Here is a 15399-nt window from a genome sequence, read left to right on the forward strand (position 1 = left end):
TCGCGCGGGCGCTGTCTGCGCCCCCCCCCGTTCGACGCTGCAGGTGGGGGGGGGGGGGGGGGGTTTGGGGGGGGCGGGCCCCCCCCCCCCCCCCCCCGCCGCGCCCCCCCCCCCCCCCCCCCCCACACCGAGGGTGAGGAAAAAGTTCGCGCTAAATCCCCAGCATCATCTTCGCAATAATATCGCGCTGGATCTCCGAGGTGCCGCCGAAGATCGTGTAGGCGCGGCCGTTGAGATATTCCGGTACCACCGTCAGCATCTCCTCCGGCATCGGCGGCTCATGGTTGAGCCTGTAGAGCGGGCGCATCGGCTCGACCGCGAGGGCGTCATGGCCGATCACGTCGGCGCCAAGCCGGGTCACGGCCTGCCGGATCTCGCTGTTGCGCAGCTTCAGGATCGACGACACCGCACCGGGATTCTGTCCGGTCTGCAGCGCCGATAGCACGCGCAGCTCGGTCATCTCCAGCGCGTCGATGTCGACCTCGACCTCGGAGATGCGCGTCGCGATGTCGGGACTGTCGATGGCGCGCCCCGTCAGGTCGGACTCGGCAAGCTCCGCGATCGCCTTCAGCCCCTCGCGCAATTTTGCCGAGGCGATGCCGGAGCCGCGCTCGAACTCGAGCAGATATTTTCCGTAGGTCCAGCCCTTGCCTTCCTCGCCGACGCGGTTCGCCACGGGAACGCGCACGTCGTCGAAGAACACCTGGTTGACCTCGTGGTCGCCGCCGATGGTGAGGATCGGGCGCGTTGTGATGCCCGGTGTCTTCATGTCGATCAGGATGAAGCTGATGCCGTCCTGCTGCCGCGGGCCGTCGCTGGTGCGCACCAGCGCGAACATGCGGTTGGCGTGGTGGGCATGCGTGGTCCAGATCTTGGTGCCATTGATGACGTAGTCGTTGCCGTCGCGCACCGCGCGGGTCTTCAGCGAAGAGAGATCGGAGCCGGAGCCCGGCTCGGAATAGCCCTGGCACCAATAGTCTTCGCCGGAGAGAATGCGCGGCAGGTAGAAGTTCTTCTGCTCCGCCGAGCCGAAACCGATGATGACGGGGCCGACCATCTTCACGCCCATCACGTTGACATTGGGCACCCCGGCCCGCGCACTTTCGGTCTCGAAAATCCAGCGCTGCGCCGGCGTCCAATCCGGACCGCCATGCTCGATCGGCCAGCCCGGCGCGCTCCAGCCTTGCTTGTGCAGCGTGCGCTGCCAAGCCATGCCGATATCGGGGTCGGAGAACACCGACGGCGTCAGCGCGGTCGCGCGCTTCATCTCCTCGGTGAGATTTTTCGCAATGAAGCCGCGCACCTCGCCCTGGAAGGCGCGCTCCTCGGCATTGAACGACAGGTCCATGATGCGCTCCTTGTGTCAGGCTGGCACGGTGGTGCGGCCAAGCCGGGCGTGGCGGCCATAATGGTGGGCGCTGCCGCCGAACAGCGTGTCGAAGGCGACCAGCCGCTTGAAATAAGCGCCGACCTCGAGCTCTTCGGTGACGCCCATGCCGCCGTGCAGCTGGATCGACTGCTCGCCGACGAAACGTGCGGATCTGCCGATCTTCGCCTTCGCGCCCGACGCCGCCCGCGCGCGCTCGACCGGATCGGAGTCGACCTTCAGCGCGGCGCGCAACGCCATCGAACGCGCTTCGTCGACCTGCACCGCCATGTCGGCGAGGCGGTGGCGGATCACCTGGTTGGCCGAGAGCGGCCGGCCGAATTGCTTTCGGATTTTTGTGTACTCCAGCGTGGTGTCCAGCAGCACCTGCATGATGCCGACGGCCTCGGCGCCAAGCGCAGCCATGGCGCGGTCAACAGCCCATTCGATGGCCGCCAGTGCGTCATGCCCGTTGCCGAGCAGGGCATCCTCCGGCAGTTGCACGTCCGACAGCTCGATGTTGCAGGCCCGCCCGCCGCCGAGGCGCTCGTAGTCGCTGATGGCGAGGCTCGGCGTCGTCGCCGGCACCAGGAAAAGGCCGATGCGGCCCGACGGTCCCTGATGATCATGGATATGCGCGGAGACGATGATCTCGTCGGCGGCATGACCGTCGAGCACGGCAATCTTGCTGCCGGCAAGGCGCCAGCCTTGCGCCGTCTTGTGGGCGGTGGTTGCAACCTTGGCAAGATCGAACCGCGCCGCGCGCTCGGAATGCGCGAACGCGAGTTTCAACGATCCATCCGCGATCTTCGGCAGGATGGCCTGCTTCTGCGCCGTGCTGCCGCACCGCTCGATCAACGCAGCGCCAAGCACGACCGTTGCGATATACGGCTCCGACACCAGCCCGCGGCCGAAGGCGTCCATCAAAATGCCGATCTCGACCGCGCCGCCGCCGAGCCCGCCAAATTCCTCCGCGATCGGTAATGCCAGCCAGCCGAGTTCGGCGAATTGCGTCCACATCGCCGGGCTGAAGCCGAGCGGGTCGTTCGCCATCTTGCGGCGGTGATCGGCATCGTAGCTTTCGGCCACGAAGCGCTCCGCGCTTTCGCGCAGCAGCCGTTGCTCGTCGGTGAGATTGAGATCCATCCTGTCTACTCCGCGGCTGCCGGCGGCTTGCGCACGGAGGGGTGCAGGCCGGATGGATCGACCACCATGCCGAATTCCTGAAGATTATGCGCGTGGCAGAGCTGATGCAGCGCAAAGGCCTGGTCGATCGCGGCCGGCTGGCCCATCACGTCAACCGAGCGGTTCACGGCTTCCTTGGTCAGCTTCAGCGCAAAGGACGGTTTTGACGCGATTTTGCGCGCCAGCTCCAGCACGACGGATGAAAGCTCTGCGCGCGGCACGACCCGGTTGACCATGCCGAGCTGGTGCGCCTCCTGCGCGCTCCACGCGTCGGCCGTGAATAGAAATTCCTTGGCCTTGCGCGGGCCGAGCTCCCAGGGGTGCACGAACCATTCGACGCCGCAGACACCCATGGTGACCACGGGATCGCAGAACTGCGCATCGTCGCTGGCGACGATCAGATCGCAGGCCCAGGCCAGCATCAGGCCGCCGGCGATGCACTTGCCGTGCACCTCGGCAATGGTCGGCTTGGCGAGGTTGCGCCAGCGCCGCGTGATCTGGAGATAGATTTCCTGCTCGCGCGCGAAGCGGCCATGAGCGTTTGCTTCGGCGAAACCGCCCCAATTCCCGATCGGCGGAAAATCCACGCCGGCTTCATTCTTGCTGCCGGGCCGCAAATCATGGCCCGAGGAGAAGTGCGGACCGTTGCCGGCGAGAATGATCACCTTGACCGAATCGTCCTGCACCGCCTCATCGAAAGCGGCGTTGAGATCGTAGGTCATTTGCAGGTTCTGCGCGTTGCGCGCGTCGGGCCGGTTCATCACGATCCGGGCAATCGCCGGCTCCGGCCTCTCCACGAGGATGGTCTCGAACGAACTCATCGCGTTCCCCTGGCGTTCCCGACCCGGTATTATTGTTCCCTCAAGTTGACTATTACAGCCGGGATTAAGCAAGAGGCTTGCGTACATCGGCTGCATTTCGCGGCCTCGGCCCGGACGCAAGATGTCTGGCATCTCGCGCGCGCAATCTGGTAGCTTGCACCCGATTCCACCGGGAGAAATTTGATGCGCAAGATCCTGACCGTACTGGCGGCGCTGGCCTCGTTGAGCCTCACCAATTGCGGCTACAACGCGATCCAGAGCGAGGACGAGCAGATCAAGGCCAACTGGTCCGAGGTCGTGAACCAGTATCAGCGCCGCGCCGATCTCGTGCCCAATCTCGTCAACTCGGTGAAGGGCTTTGCGCAGCAGGAGAAGGACGTGCTGCTCGGCGTCACCAATGCCCGCGCCAAGGTCGGCAGCATCCAGGCGACGCCCGAGGTGCTGAACGATCCCGCCGCATTCCAGAAATTCCAGGCCGCCCAGGGCGAGCTCTCCGGCGCGCTGTCGCGGCTGCTCGTGGTCACCGAGAACTACCCGCAGCTCAAGTCGGATGCGCTGTTCAAGGATTTGATGTCGCAGCTCGAAGGCACCGAGAACCGCATCACCGTGGCGCGCAACCGCTACATCAAGGCGGTCCAGGACTATAACGTCACCATCCGGTCGTTCCCGAGCAACGTCACCGCGATGATGTTCGGCTACAAGGAGAAGCCGAACTTCACGGTCGGGAACGAGAAGGAAATCTCGACCGCACCGAAGGTCGATTTCAATCCGGCGCCCGCGCCGTCGAAGTAAGTGCCTTCGACTCCGATGCATACCCCACCCACCACTGTCATTCCCCGCGAAGGCGGGGAATCCAGTACGCCGCGGCTTCACCGTATCCCGCTGGCGTCTCTGGAATACTGGATCGCCTGGTCAAGCCGGGCGATGACAGCCCATGTGTGGCGAGCGATAGTCGCTGTCGCATTCTCATTCTTCCTCACCTTTGCGCTTCCCGCCTCGGCCGATGTCGCCATACCCCAACTCACCGGCCGCGTGGTCGATCAGACCGGCACGCTCTCCAGCGGTGACATCGCCGCGTTGTCGCAAAAGCTGCAGGACTTCGAGACGCGCAAGGGCAGCCAGGTCGCCGTCCTGATCGTGCCGACGACGGATCCGGAGACGATCGAGCAATTCGCGATCCGCGTTGCGGAGGCCTGGAAGATCGGGCGCAAGAAGGTCGATGACGGCGCCATCCTCGTCGTGGCCAAGAACGACCGGCATTTGCGCATCGAGGTCGGTTACGGCCTCGAGGGCGCGCTCACCGACGTCACGTCGCGGCGCATCATCGATGAAGCCATCACGCCGAAATTCAGGAGCGGTGATTTCGCCGGCGGCATCACGGCAGGCGTCGATCGCATGATCCGCGTCATCGACGGCGAGCCGCTGCCGACGCCCTCGCGCAGCGTGAATTTCAGCGATTGGAACGACGTCGAGCCGCTTTTTTACTTCCTGCTGTTCGGCCCGCTGGTGATCGGCGGCATCCTGCGCTCCATATTCGGGCGGCTGTTCGGTTCGGGAATAACGGGAGCGATCGTTGGTGTCCTCGCCTGGTTCGTGATCGGCTCCGCGGTCGTTGGACTGGGCGTCGGTGTGCTCGGCGCTGTCCTGACGTTTATCGCCGATCTGTTTGGGGCGGGATCGGGCACGGGGTCGTCGCGTCGCGGCTCGTGGTCGAGCGGCCCGTCATCCGGCGGCTGGAGCAGCGGGTCGTCGTCGAGTGGCGGCTTCAGTAGCGGTGGCGGCAGTTTTGGCGGCGGCGGCGCCTCGGGGAGCTGGTAGGTCATGAGCATCAAGCGCATCACCCGGCATCTGCTCCAGCATCATTGGCGTGCCAAGCAGGTGTTTCCTAAGGGCGCGCTCGACCGCATCGAGCAGGCGATCAAGCGCGGCGAAGCCAGCCATTCCGGTCAGGTCCGGTTCGTGGTCGAAGGCGCGCTCGACGGCGGTCCGCTGTTTCGCAACCAGCCGGCGCGCGAGCGCGCGCTCGACGTGTTCTCGCAACTGCGCATCTGGGACACCGCGCACAACAACGGCGTCCTGATCTATCTCCTGCTCGCCGACCGCGATGTCGAGATCATCGCCGACCGCGGTATCGATGCGAAGGTTGGTCGCGAACGTTGGGAGAGCATCTGCCGCGCGATGGAGGCGGAGTTCAGATTAGGGCAATTCGAACGCGGCGTGATCGACGGCATCGAGGCGGTGTCCCGCGAGCTGGCAAGGCATTTCCCGCCGCAGGGCCCGCATGCGAACGAGCTGCCGGATGCGCCGGTGGTGATGTAGTCGCTACAAGCAGGCGGTGATGGAGCCCCGCTGTCGTCCTGGCGAAAGCCAGGACCCATTACCCCAGGGAGAAGTTTGGCGAAGATTCATCGTTCGGTACGCCTGCTGCGTACGGCCGATGGACCCCGCGGTATGGGTCCTGGCTTTCGCCAGGACGACGTTGTGGGGACATCGGTGCTTCGCCTCGCGGGCACACGCAGCCGCACGCCCACCTAATCGTCCAGCTTGTTCAGATCCCGCACCGACTGCATGATCGGCTCGAAGTTCGAGCGCGCATCCAGCGCTTCGAACAATTGTGCGGTGTCCTCCAGCAAGCCGTGCGACCGCGCAATGGCGATACGCACGTCTTCCTGTGGCGCGTCCGATAGCCGGCCGTGGCCTGAAAGCAGGATCTTCGCGTTCAATCCCTTCAGCCGCTCCAGCGACTCGATGTAGTCGGCGATGCTGCCGGAGCCGAACACGCCGCCCATCACGCCGCCGGGCATGAGCGTATCGGCGGCGAACAATAGCCCCTTGTCCTGATCGAACAGCGTGATGCAGGCCGAGGTGTGTCCCGGCGTGTGCATCACGTTGAGACGGAAATTGCCGAGGTCGATCAGATTGCCTTCCTCGAGCCAGATGTCGATATTAACAGGCACGTTCGGCTCGTTGAACATCTTTCGCAGCATCGAGAAGTCGTCGCGCAGCATGATCTTGTTGGCGGCGAGGCGATGGGCGGCGACGAAGGTGCGGCGCTCGTTGAAGTGCCAGGCTGCGCCGATGTGGTCGAGATGCTCGTGGCTGAGCACCACCATGTCGATCTTCTCCGGCGGGCAGCCGACGAAGTTCAGGCATTCGACCATCGCCGCATAGTTCGAGGACAGCCCGGTATCGATCAGGATGGTTCGTGCCGAGCCGCGCACGAGATAGACGTTGGCGGCGCGATTGGAGAAACGGATCTGGTAGACGTCGTCCGCCGCCTGGATCAGCGAGCAGGTGTCGTTCTTCATCAGGACCGGAAAGGCTGTCGGCTTGCCGTCGCTCATGATTGGGCCGCCCGATAGCTGACCGCATTGGCCGCGCGGGCGCTTCGACAGCGCATCCATCACCATCAACGCAAACGCCGGCTGCTGGCTGACGAGATAGACGAAGCGGGCGTGGTTGACCCGCATCACCTTGGTGTTCGGCGCCGCCGCGATCGCGGTCGCCGAACGTGCGGAGCCGTCGATCACGGCCATCTCGCCGAAGAATTCGCCCTTGCCGAGTTTGATGATGCTGGTCTTGCTGGCGCCGCTGAATTTGGCGATCTCGACCTCCCCGTCGAGGACAACGTACAGCTCGCGGCCGGTCGAGCCCTCCTCGAAGATGATGTCATCGACGCCAAACTCGTTGATGCACTTCTCGATCGTCATGACACCCCCAAGGGCCTCTGCAGCCGTTCTGGCTGACAGGGCAGTCATGTTAGCGGGGTAACAGGGGCGGGCAACAGCCTGTTCGGCGAGAGCGTGGCCTGCCGCAGGGCAACATCGGCTGACGATTTGTTGCACAGCGCCACACCGGTTCCACTTTACCGGCCCAATTCGGCCCCGGATGAATTCCTAAAATTTTGGCAAGCGGGTCCGCAGGTAAGGAATTCGCAAGCAATGAAAGTTACCAAAAGGTCAACCGAGACTGGAGTATTTGAGCCGTGAGCGAACCAATGCCCGAGCAGGCCGCCCAGGATACTGGCGTCGTCGAAGCCGCAGCGACCGTGCCGCAGGCCATCGAGGCTGCTGCCGGCATCGAGGCCCCCTCGATTGCCCCCGACCACGAGACGCCGCCCAAACCCGACCTGGCCAAGGTCGAGCCCCCAAAAATCGAGGCATCGAGGATCGAGACGCCGAAGTTCGAAGCCAAAGCCGAGACCAAGCCTGAAACCAAGTCCGAGCCAAAGCCCGGCAAGCTCATCGTCATGGCACCCGCGGAGCGGTCCTGGGACCGCGAGGAGTTCGCGCCGCATGTGAAAGCAGACGAGCCGCGCGAGACCGCCGGCAAGCGCCGCCTGTCGGCGATGGCCGCGGTGGTGGCGATTGCGGCCAGTGTCGGCGCCATCAGCGGCGCGCTCGCGACCGCAGGGATGATGCACTTCGCAAGCCCCGCGCCGGCACAGGTTGCCGACACCAGCGCGCTGGAATCCTCGGTCGCCCGGATCGATGCCGATGTCGTCGCGCTCAAGGCCAACGTCGAGCACACGTCCAAGACCGGCCTCGGCCAGTTCAACCGCACCAACGACCGCCTCGACAAGCTCGAGAAGGCGCAGGCCGAGCCGATGGCCAAAATCGCGAAGCTGTCCGAGACCGTCGACAAGCTCCGCGCCACCCCGCCCGCGGCGCCCGCCCAAGCCGCAGCCGCCGTGCCGGCCCGTGAGACCACCGGCTCGATCGCACCGGCGCAGGTTGCGACCGCGGCAGCTGCGCCAGTTCCCGCCGCACCCAAGACCGAAATCGGCCGGCTGCCGACGGTCGAAGGCTGGGTGCTGCGCGACGTCTCCAACGGCGGCGCACTGGTCGAGGGTCGCAATGGCCTCTACGAGGTCTATGCCGGCGACCCCATCCCCGGCGTTGGCCGTGTCGATGCGATCCGCCGTCAGGACGGCCGCTGGGTGGTCGTCACCAGCAAAGGGCTGATCGTCGCGCGCTGAGCGGCTCATCATCCGACTTTCGAAGAGGCGCTTCACCACGATGTGAAGCGCCTTTTTGCTTGAATAGCCGTCCCTGCGCGGTGTTACCTGAGGCATGAGCCGCGCCTTGCGAATTCTCGTTGCCGCCGCCGTATTTTTCGGCGGCATCGTGTCGTTGTTGGCCGCGGAGAACGCGCAACTGGCGCGCGGCACGGCGATCACCGATCCCGATCTCCTGCGCGAGCTCGACCAGCACGATGCGCTCACCATCTCGCGCCTGTTGTGGCCGGAGCGGAACGCGAACTTTCCGCTGACGACCGATCTGATGTTTTCGTGGTTGTCGCAGCTCAAGGAAATTCGCCCCGCAATCGACACGGAGATCGACCGCTACATCGCGCGGCAGAAGGCGGCATATCCGACCGAGACCATCGGCGTCGGCGAGGGCTTCGACGTGCAATTGTTCGATCGCGCCAATCTGAAATCCCGCGATACCCGTTTCGTGCTGGCCGGCATCGTCAACCGCATGGACCGGGCCTATGTCTCGGAAGACTCTTGCGGCGAGATCAGGCTGATCTATCGTCTCGCGCGTTTCGAGACAAAACCGGATGGCGGCAGGACAGCCACGCGGCTGCCGATGACGCTCAATCTGGTGATGAAGGCGCGCGACGCGCGCCAGATGGACGGGAACGGCAAGCCGATCACCTGCGCCGAGGTCGCGCGACGCTGGCTCGGCAATGGCGACTGGCAGGGGCTGATCGGCAGCGACTTCTTCCCTTACGATGCGATGCTCGATCGCATCGAGACCAATGTTCAGATCTCGGTTGCGGCGAAATCGGCGCTGCACGATTTCCGCTCCGACTATCTGCTCAAGGTGTTCAAGTACGACGCCGTCTCGAAGATGTTCGAGGAATCGACGCTGGAGAACCAGATCGACCGTGACCGCATCCTCACGGACGACGCGCTCCGGCGCGACTTCAGGGATTGGCTGCTCGCGCCCGATCATCTTCGCGATTTCGATCGCGGCACGGTGCTGATCCCGGAGAAATTCCTGGCCAAGGCTGCAATCGTGCCGATGCCAGCCGGCCTCGATGCTTCTCCTTTGCAGCCGGAGTTCGGGATGATGCAGGGGGAGGGCAACGGAGAGGGGCAAGGCGAGCCGGTCTTCTCCGACAACGACGTGGTCGGTGCGTTGAAGCAAGCGGCCGCGCGCGGCGACATGCAGAACGTCCGCTCGGTCGCGGGCTTCCAGCGCCGCCTCAACGACGTCACCTGTGCCGGCTGCCACCAGACCCGCGGCATCGGCGGCTTTCACTTCCCGGGCGTCGATTGGCTTGCGGACAAGCCCTCCAATGCCACCATCGTGCCGGCCTCGCCGCATTTTCTTGGCGACCAGATCCGCCGCCGCGACATCCTGACCGCGATGGCCGCGGGCAAACGTCCTGATTTCTCACGCGGATTTGCCAGCCGGCCGCAGACCCGCGGCAGCACTGAGCTGGCGGGGACCGAATATCAGGACGGCTGGGGCGCGCATTGTTCCCTGGAAAATGCAGGATCGGGATCGGCCGACAAGAGTTTTACGTCATGGAGCTGTGCTAAAGGGCTGACCTGTCAGGCTGCCGCGGCCTCGCGCCGCATCGGCATGTGCTTCATCAAGACGCGTTAAGCCCACAAGCGATTTGGATGAACCCATGACGAATACGAGCGAAGCCAACAAGGAGCGCAATCGCGAGATCGCGCAGAATGAAGAGGCCAAGCAGGTTACCGGCAGCATCCGCGTCAGCACCTGGGCGGTCGCGGTCGTCGTCATCATCGGCGGAATCCTGTTCACGCTCGGCTGGCTCGCGCTGAAGTAGTCGGCGCCCTCACTTCGCGTAGTTCGTCATGCGCTTGCCGGGCAGCAGCTCGTAGGCCGGCTTCCACCCGGGCAGTGCGGCCATGCGGCCAAGCCAGGCCTGGATGGCGGGATAGCTTTCCGCGAAATCGAAGCCGTGCTCGTCGCTCGGATAGTGCAGATAGGCCATCATCGAGATATCGGCGACGGTCGGCCTGATGCCGATCGCAAATTGATTGTGCTGCAGATGGCCGTCGAGAATGCCGAGAAAATCCTCGAGCCGCCGGCGGAAATGTTTCAGCACTTGCGGATCGTTGCTTTGCGTGAAGGCGCGCATGAAGCGGTAGGTCGCCATGTAGCCGGTGAGCTTGTGGTTGTCCCAGAACAGCCAGCGCAGCAGCTCGAACTTTTCCCCCTCGGTCTCGGCACCGAAACGCCCGTACTGCTCGGCAAGCTTGAGCAGGAGAGGCGCGGTCTGCGTCATCTTCACACCGTCGATCTCGAGCACAGGAATTTCGCCCATCTCGTTCACGCTCTTGCGCCATTCCGGCGTGCGCGTGACGCCGCCGCCAAAGTCGGTCCAGACCGGCTCGAACCCCTCGCCGCAAAGCGTCAGCATCAGCGCCAGCTTGTAGCTGTTGCCGGATTCGGGGAAGTAGTGCAGGCGGTAGCTGGGCATGGGACCTCGCGATTGCTTTGCCAATTGTTATACCGCGATCTCCCGACGTCGTCATTGCGAGCGTAGCGAAGCAATCCAGCAATGCATCCGCGGCGGGATTCTGGATTGCTTTGCTGCGCTCGCAATGACGGGATTATGGCAGCGTATCGCCTTACCCCACCGCCCCCTGCGACCGCAGCTGCTTGATCGCGGCCTCGTCGTATCCCGCGCCACGCAAAATCTCGTCACTGTGCTCGCCGACGCCGGGCGGCTTGCGCGGCTGCACTTTCTTGGCGCCGTCGATCCAGATCGGGCTGGAAATGGTGAGCATGGTGTCGTTCTCGAACGGCACCAGCACCTCGTTGTCGAGCATCTGCTTGTCGTTCGGGATGTCGTCCAAAATGCCGACGATGCCGAACACCAGTCCGTTGCCGTCGAGGATCTTGCGCCATTCGGCGAGATCCCTGGTTGCAAAGGTCTCGTCGAAGATCTTGATCAGCTCGACGGAGCGGGCGTGGCGGTCGGGTTTGGTAGCGAAACGCGGATCGGTGATGAGGTCTTCGCGGCCAAGACACCTGGCCAGCGTCGGAAACTGCTTCTCCTCGCTCAGCAGCGACAGGATTAGCCAGCGGCCGTCCTTGCACTGGTAGTGGTTGGCGACCGCGTTCAACGCGCGTTCGCGCGGCCGCCGCTCGGCAAACTTGGCGCCGCAGAGCTTTGCCTGCGCCAGCACGCTCGCAGCCCACACGCCGTTTGCCATCAGATTGGAGGCGACATGCGAGCCCTTGCCGGTCTTCTCGCGCTGATAGAGCGCGGTGACGATGGCGCCGTAGAACGCCATGGCGCAGGGATGGTCGCCCATGCCGGCGACCGAGCGGGCCGGCGTCGTGTCGGTGTCGGCGCGGACGAGGTCCATCAGGCCGGAGCGCGCCCAATAGGCGTTGCTGTCGAAGCCGGGCTTGTTGGCCTCTTCGCCTTTCTCGCCATAGCCGGTGAAGGAGGCATAGATCAGGCGATCATTGAGATGGGCGAGGTGGTCGTAGGTGATGCCGAGCTTGGTGCGCACCGGCGGCGGCATGTTGGTGATGAAGACGTCGGCCTCTTCGACGAGCTTGTAGAGCACGGCCTGCGCTTCCGGCTTTGCGAGGTCGAGCGCGATGCTCTTCTTGTTGCGGGCCTCCAGCAGCCAGGCGAAATTGTGCTCGCTGGTCGGATAGCCCGGAATGTTGGGCAGGTTGCGGTAGGGATCGCCTGCGCCGGGCGGTTCGATCTTGACCACATCGGCGCCGAAATCCGACAGCACGGTCGCGGCGGCTGGTGCTGCGATGAAACTCGCGCAATCCAGCACCTTGAGCCCTGCAAAAATGCCATTTTCCATCGCCGCGTTGCTCCCTCGCTCGTGTTGTTTCCCGCGCGCTGGAATTGGCGAGGGCCACGTCAGGGGCAGCATTAGACCGATGTTTCGGCGGGATGCAACGCTCCTCGCCGCGGCTCACTCATCCCCTGCGAGCAGGGCAGCGTTGCCGCCGGCTGCTGCGGTGTTGATCGTCACGGTCTGCTCGGTCGCAAAGCGCGCGAGGTAGTGCGGGCCGCCGGCTTTCGGGCCGGTTCCGGACAGGCCGTTGCCGCCGAACGGCTGCACGCCGACGACAGCGCCGATCATGTTGCGATTGACGTAGATGTTGCCGATCTGGACGCGGTCGACGATCGCCTCGATGGTGTCGTCGATGCGGGAATGGATGCCGAGCGTCAGACCGTAGCCGGTGCGCTCGATGGCTTGCAGGACGCGTTCGAGATGTTCCGCACGATAGCGCGCAACGTGGAGGATCGGGCCGAACACCTCCGAGGTCAGCTGGCCGGCATCGCCAAGCTCGAAAATATGCGGCGCCACGAAGCAGCCCTCCGGCGCGGTGCCGGCAAAGTGCAGCCGTGCCTCTCTCTTCATCCGTGCGATATGTGCATCGAGGCGCTGCTTGGCCTCGCTATCGATCACCGGACCGATGTGGGTCGCGACGTCGCTCGCGTCACCGATCTTCAACTCGCGCGCCGCGCCCGCGATCATCTCGATCATGCGGTCGGCGACGTCCTCCTGCACGAACAGCAGCCGCAGCGCCGAGCAGCGCTGGCCGGCGGAACGAAACGCCGAGGTGACGACATCGTCTGCGACCTGCTCGGGCAACGCAGTCGCATCCGCGATCATGGTGTTGATGCCGCCGGTCTCCGCGATCAGCGGCACGATCGGCCCGTCCTTGGCCGCCAGCGCCCGATTGATGCTGCGCGCGACCTCGGTCGAGCCGGTGAAGACGATTCCGGCGATACCGGGGTGCGCCGTCAGCGCGGCGCCGACGCGGCCGTCGCCGGCGACGAGATGCAGCGCGCTTGCGGGGATGCCGGCCTCGTGCAGCAGCCGCACCGCCTCGACCGCAATGCGCGGGGTCTGCTCTGCGGGCTTGGCCACCACGCTGTTGCCGGCCATCAGCGCCGCCGTGACCTGGCCGAGGAAGATCGCCAAGGGAAAATTCCATGGCGAGATCGCCACGAAGACGCCACGGCCGCGCATGGCCAGCGCGTTGCTCTCGCCGGTCGGCCCCGGCATCGCCACATCGTTGCCGAACAGCTTGCGGCCCTGCGCGGCGTAATAGCGGCAGAAATCGGCGGCCTCGCGCAGCTCCGACAGCGCATCGTCGAGCGTCTTGCCGCCCTCGCGTTGCAGCAGCGCGATGAAATGGGGCGCGCGGTTCTCCAGAAGATGCGCGGCCTGCTCCAGCGCCGCCGCGCGCGTGGCTGCGGGTGTCCGGCTCCAGGCGGCAAAGCCGGCGCGCGCTGCAGCCACTGCCGCATTGGCCTGATCCGGGGTTGCGTTCGCGATCGGCTTGAGGTCGATCGTCTCGGCTTTGACATCCGTCAGCAACCGGTCGAGCGCGGCGCGCGCGCCGAATTCGACGCCGCGCGAATTCCGCCGCTCCGGCGCGAACAGATCGCGTGGCAGCGGAATTTTCGGATGGGCCGCCTGCTGCGGCCGGACGATGGCATCCGCCGGACGTTGCAACAGCGCCGTAACAGGCACGCGGTAGTCAGCCGCCTGCGCCACGAAGGAGGAGTTGGCACCGTTCTCCAACAGTCGCCGCACCAGATAAGCGAGCAGGTCGCGATGGCTGCCGACCGGGGCGTAGGTGCGGTAGGCGATCTCGGGGCGGTCCTTGGCGAGCTGCTCGTAGAGTGCCTCGCCCATGCCATGCAGGCGTTGGAATTCGAAGCCGCCGTTGGCGCCGGCAAGCTCCAGCACCGTCGCGACGCTCAGCGCGTTGTGGGTGGCGAATTGCGGGAAGATGCGCGGCCGCAGGCTCAAGAGCTTTTGAGAACAGGCGACGTAGTTCAGATCCGTCATCGCCTTGCGCGTGAACACGGGATAGCCGGCGAGCCCGCGCTCCTGCGCGCGCTTGATCTCGGTGTCCCAATAGGCGCCCTTGACCAGCCGCACCATCAGCTTGCGGTCATGCGCGCGGGCGAGCGCGTCGACATAGTCGATCACGTCGCCGGCGCGCTTCTGATAGGCCTGGATCGCAAGGCCAAATCCGTCCCAACCCGCAAGCGAGGGATCGGCGAGCGTTGCCGCGATCACGTCGAGCGACAATTCCAGCCGGTCGGCTTCCTCGGCATCGACGGTGAAATTGAGGTCATGGGCCTTGGCGCGCTGCGCCAGGTCCAGCAGTTGCGGCACCAGCTCGGCCATCACGCGGTCGCGGCTGATCGCTTCGAAGCGCGGATGCAGCGCCGAGAGCTTGACGGAGATACCGGGCCGGTCGGGCAGGGGATGGTTGCCGGCCGCCTTGCCGATGGTCAGAATCGCGCTGGCATAGGCGTCGAAATAGCGCCTGGCATCAGTGGCCGTGCGGGCGCCTTCGCCGAGCATGTCGAAGGAATAGCGCGCCCTCTCGCCGGAGCGCGGCCGGGCCCGCTCCAGGGCCTGCGCGATGGTCTCCCCCAGCACGAAATGATTGCCCATCAGCCGCATTGCCTGCCGCGTGGCGGTGCGCACGGCCGGTGCGCCCAGCCGCTTCACCAGCCGGCCGATGGTGCCGTCGGGCGTCTCGCCGGGCTGGATCACCCGCGCCGAGAGGCCCAACGCCCAGGCCGAGGCGTTGACCAGGAAGGCGGTGGACTTGGTCTCGTGGTGGATGAAGTCGCCCTCGCCGAGCTTGTCCTCGATGAACTGGTCGGCAGTGCGCGCGTCCGGCACGCGCAGCAGCGCCTCGGCCAGCACCATCAAAGCAAGCCCCTCCTTGGTCGAGAGCGCGAACTCCCGCAGCATGTCCTCGACTCCACCGAGCCGGTCGTCGCGCTTGCGGATGGCTTCGATCAGCCGTGTCGCGGTGCGATCGATCCTCGCCTCCTGCGGCGGGCCGAGATGCGCAGACGGCAAAAGGCGCGCGGCGATATCGGCATCATCGGGCGCGTAGGCGGCGGAGAAGAGAGGCGGAATGTTCGGCATGGCGTGTCCTGTGGCTTCAATCCAGGATAATGCCCGCAATACCTTAGCTCGATAGACAATTTAGCTGATTTGGCTTAGGAAATGAAGCC

The 15399-nt window shown here is 65.0% G+C and carries 13 protein-coding genes; 6 read left to right on the forward strand and 7 right to left on the reverse strand.

Going from position 1 to position 15399, the window contains the following annotated elements; genetic code table 11:
• Positions 1-151: 151 nt before the first annotated feature.
• The 3 genes from ABIB90_RS30110 to ABIB90_RS30120 are packed head-to-tail and all read right to left on the reverse strand — an operon-like array spanning position 152 to position 3372.
• The gene (locus ABIB90_RS30110) at positions 152-1348 is read right to left on the reverse strand and encodes an acyl-CoA dehydrogenase family protein (protein ID WP_354201894.1); all 1197 of its coding nucleotides are present in this window, start codon (positions 1346-1348) and stop codon (positions 152-154) included.
• Positions 1349-1363: 15 nt separating this feature from the next.
• Positions 1364-2512, reverse strand: coding sequence for an acyl-CoA dehydrogenase family protein (locus tag ABIB90_RS30115; protein WP_354201895.1), 1149 nt, complete (start codon positions 2510-2512; stop codon positions 1364-1366).
• A gap of 5 nt (positions 2513-2517) precedes the next feature.
• Positions 2518-3372: an enoyl-CoA hydratase gene (locus ABIB90_RS30120; RefSeq protein ID WP_007596537.1), complete on the reverse strand. Its 855-nt coding sequence runs from the start codon at positions 3370-3372 to the stop codon at positions 2518-2520.
• A 183-nt stretch (positions 3373-3555) separates the two neighbouring features.
• Here ABIB90_RS30120 and ABIB90_RS30125 point away from each other — a divergent pair, with 183 nt between their 5' ends.
• From ABIB90_RS30125 to ABIB90_RS30135, 3 genes are all read left to right on the forward strand, one after another.
• Positions 3556-4164, forward strand: a complete 609-nt coding sequence (locus ABIB90_RS30125; protein ID WP_007596535.1) for a LemA family protein — start codon at positions 3556-3558, stop codon at positions 4162-4164.
• Positions 4165-4296: 132 nt separating this feature from the next.
• Positions 4297-5190, forward strand: a complete 894-nt coding sequence (locus ABIB90_RS30130; protein WP_354201896.1) for a TPM domain-containing protein — start codon at positions 4297-4299, stop codon at positions 5188-5190.
• A 3-nt stretch (positions 5191-5193) separates the two neighbouring features.
• Positions 5194-5691 carry a TPM domain-containing protein gene (locus ABIB90_RS30135; RefSeq protein ID WP_219683032.1) on the forward strand — a complete coding sequence of 166 codons (498 nt, stop codon included), beginning with the start codon at positions 5194-5196 and terminating at the stop codon, positions 5689-5691.
• A gap of 212 nt (positions 5692-5903) precedes the next feature.
• Here the strand turns inward: ABIB90_RS30135 and ABIB90_RS30140 are convergent, their stop codons facing one another.
• On the reverse strand, positions 5904-7082 hold the full coding sequence (locus tag ABIB90_RS30140; RefSeq protein ID WP_354201897.1) for an MBL fold metallo-hydrolase: 1179 nt from the start codon (positions 7080-7082) through the stop codon (positions 5904-5906).
• A gap of 287 nt (positions 7083-7369) precedes the next feature.
• Here ABIB90_RS30140 and ABIB90_RS30145 point away from each other — a divergent pair, with 287 nt between their 5' ends.
• From ABIB90_RS30145 to ABIB90_RS30155, 3 genes are all read left to right on the forward strand, one after another.
• Positions 7370-8350 (forward strand): hypothetical protein, encoded by a 981-nt coding sequence (locus ABIB90_RS30145; RefSeq protein ID WP_007596530.1) that lies wholly within the window; start codon positions 7370-7372, stop codon positions 8348-8350.
• 94 nt (positions 8351-8444) lie between these two features.
• A complete protein-coding gene (locus ABIB90_RS30150; RefSeq protein WP_354201898.1) occupies positions 8445-9992 on the forward strand; it encodes a hypothetical protein in 1548 nt (515 codons plus the stop codon).
• Between the two features lie 25 nt (positions 9993-10017).
• Positions 10018-10182, forward strand: coding sequence for a hypothetical protein (locus ABIB90_RS30155; RefSeq protein ID WP_219683035.1), 165 nt, complete (start codon positions 10018-10020; stop codon positions 10180-10182).
• A gap of 9 nt (positions 10183-10191) precedes the next feature.
• On the opposite strand, the gene ABIB90_RS30160 is transcribed toward ABIB90_RS30155, so the two are convergent.
• From ABIB90_RS30160 to putA, 3 genes are all read right to left on the reverse strand, one after another.
• Complete coding sequence (locus ABIB90_RS30160) at positions 10192-10839, reverse strand: glutathione S-transferase family protein (protein ID WP_354167817.1); 648 nt, start codon at positions 10837-10839, stop codon at positions 10192-10194.
• Between the two features lie 151 nt (positions 10840-10990).
• Positions 10991-12196 (reverse strand): CaiB/BaiF CoA transferase family protein, encoded by a 1206-nt coding sequence (locus tag ABIB90_RS30165; protein ID WP_354201899.1) that lies wholly within the window; start codon positions 12194-12196, stop codon positions 10991-10993.
• A 114-nt stretch (positions 12197-12310) separates the two neighbouring features.
• Positions 12311-15310, reverse strand: coding sequence for a bifunctional proline dehydrogenase/L-glutamate gamma-semialdehyde dehydrogenase PutA (putA, locus tag ABIB90_RS30170; protein ID WP_354201900.1), 3000 nt, complete (start codon positions 15308-15310; stop codon positions 12311-12313).
• Between the last annotated feature and the right edge of the window lie 89 nt (positions 15311-15399).

Source organism: Bradyrhizobium sp. JR4.1, from assembly GCF_040548605.1.
In the GTDB taxonomy this organism is placed as follows: domain Bacteria; phylum Pseudomonadota; class Alphaproteobacteria; order Rhizobiales; family Xanthobacteraceae; genus Bradyrhizobium; species Bradyrhizobium canariense.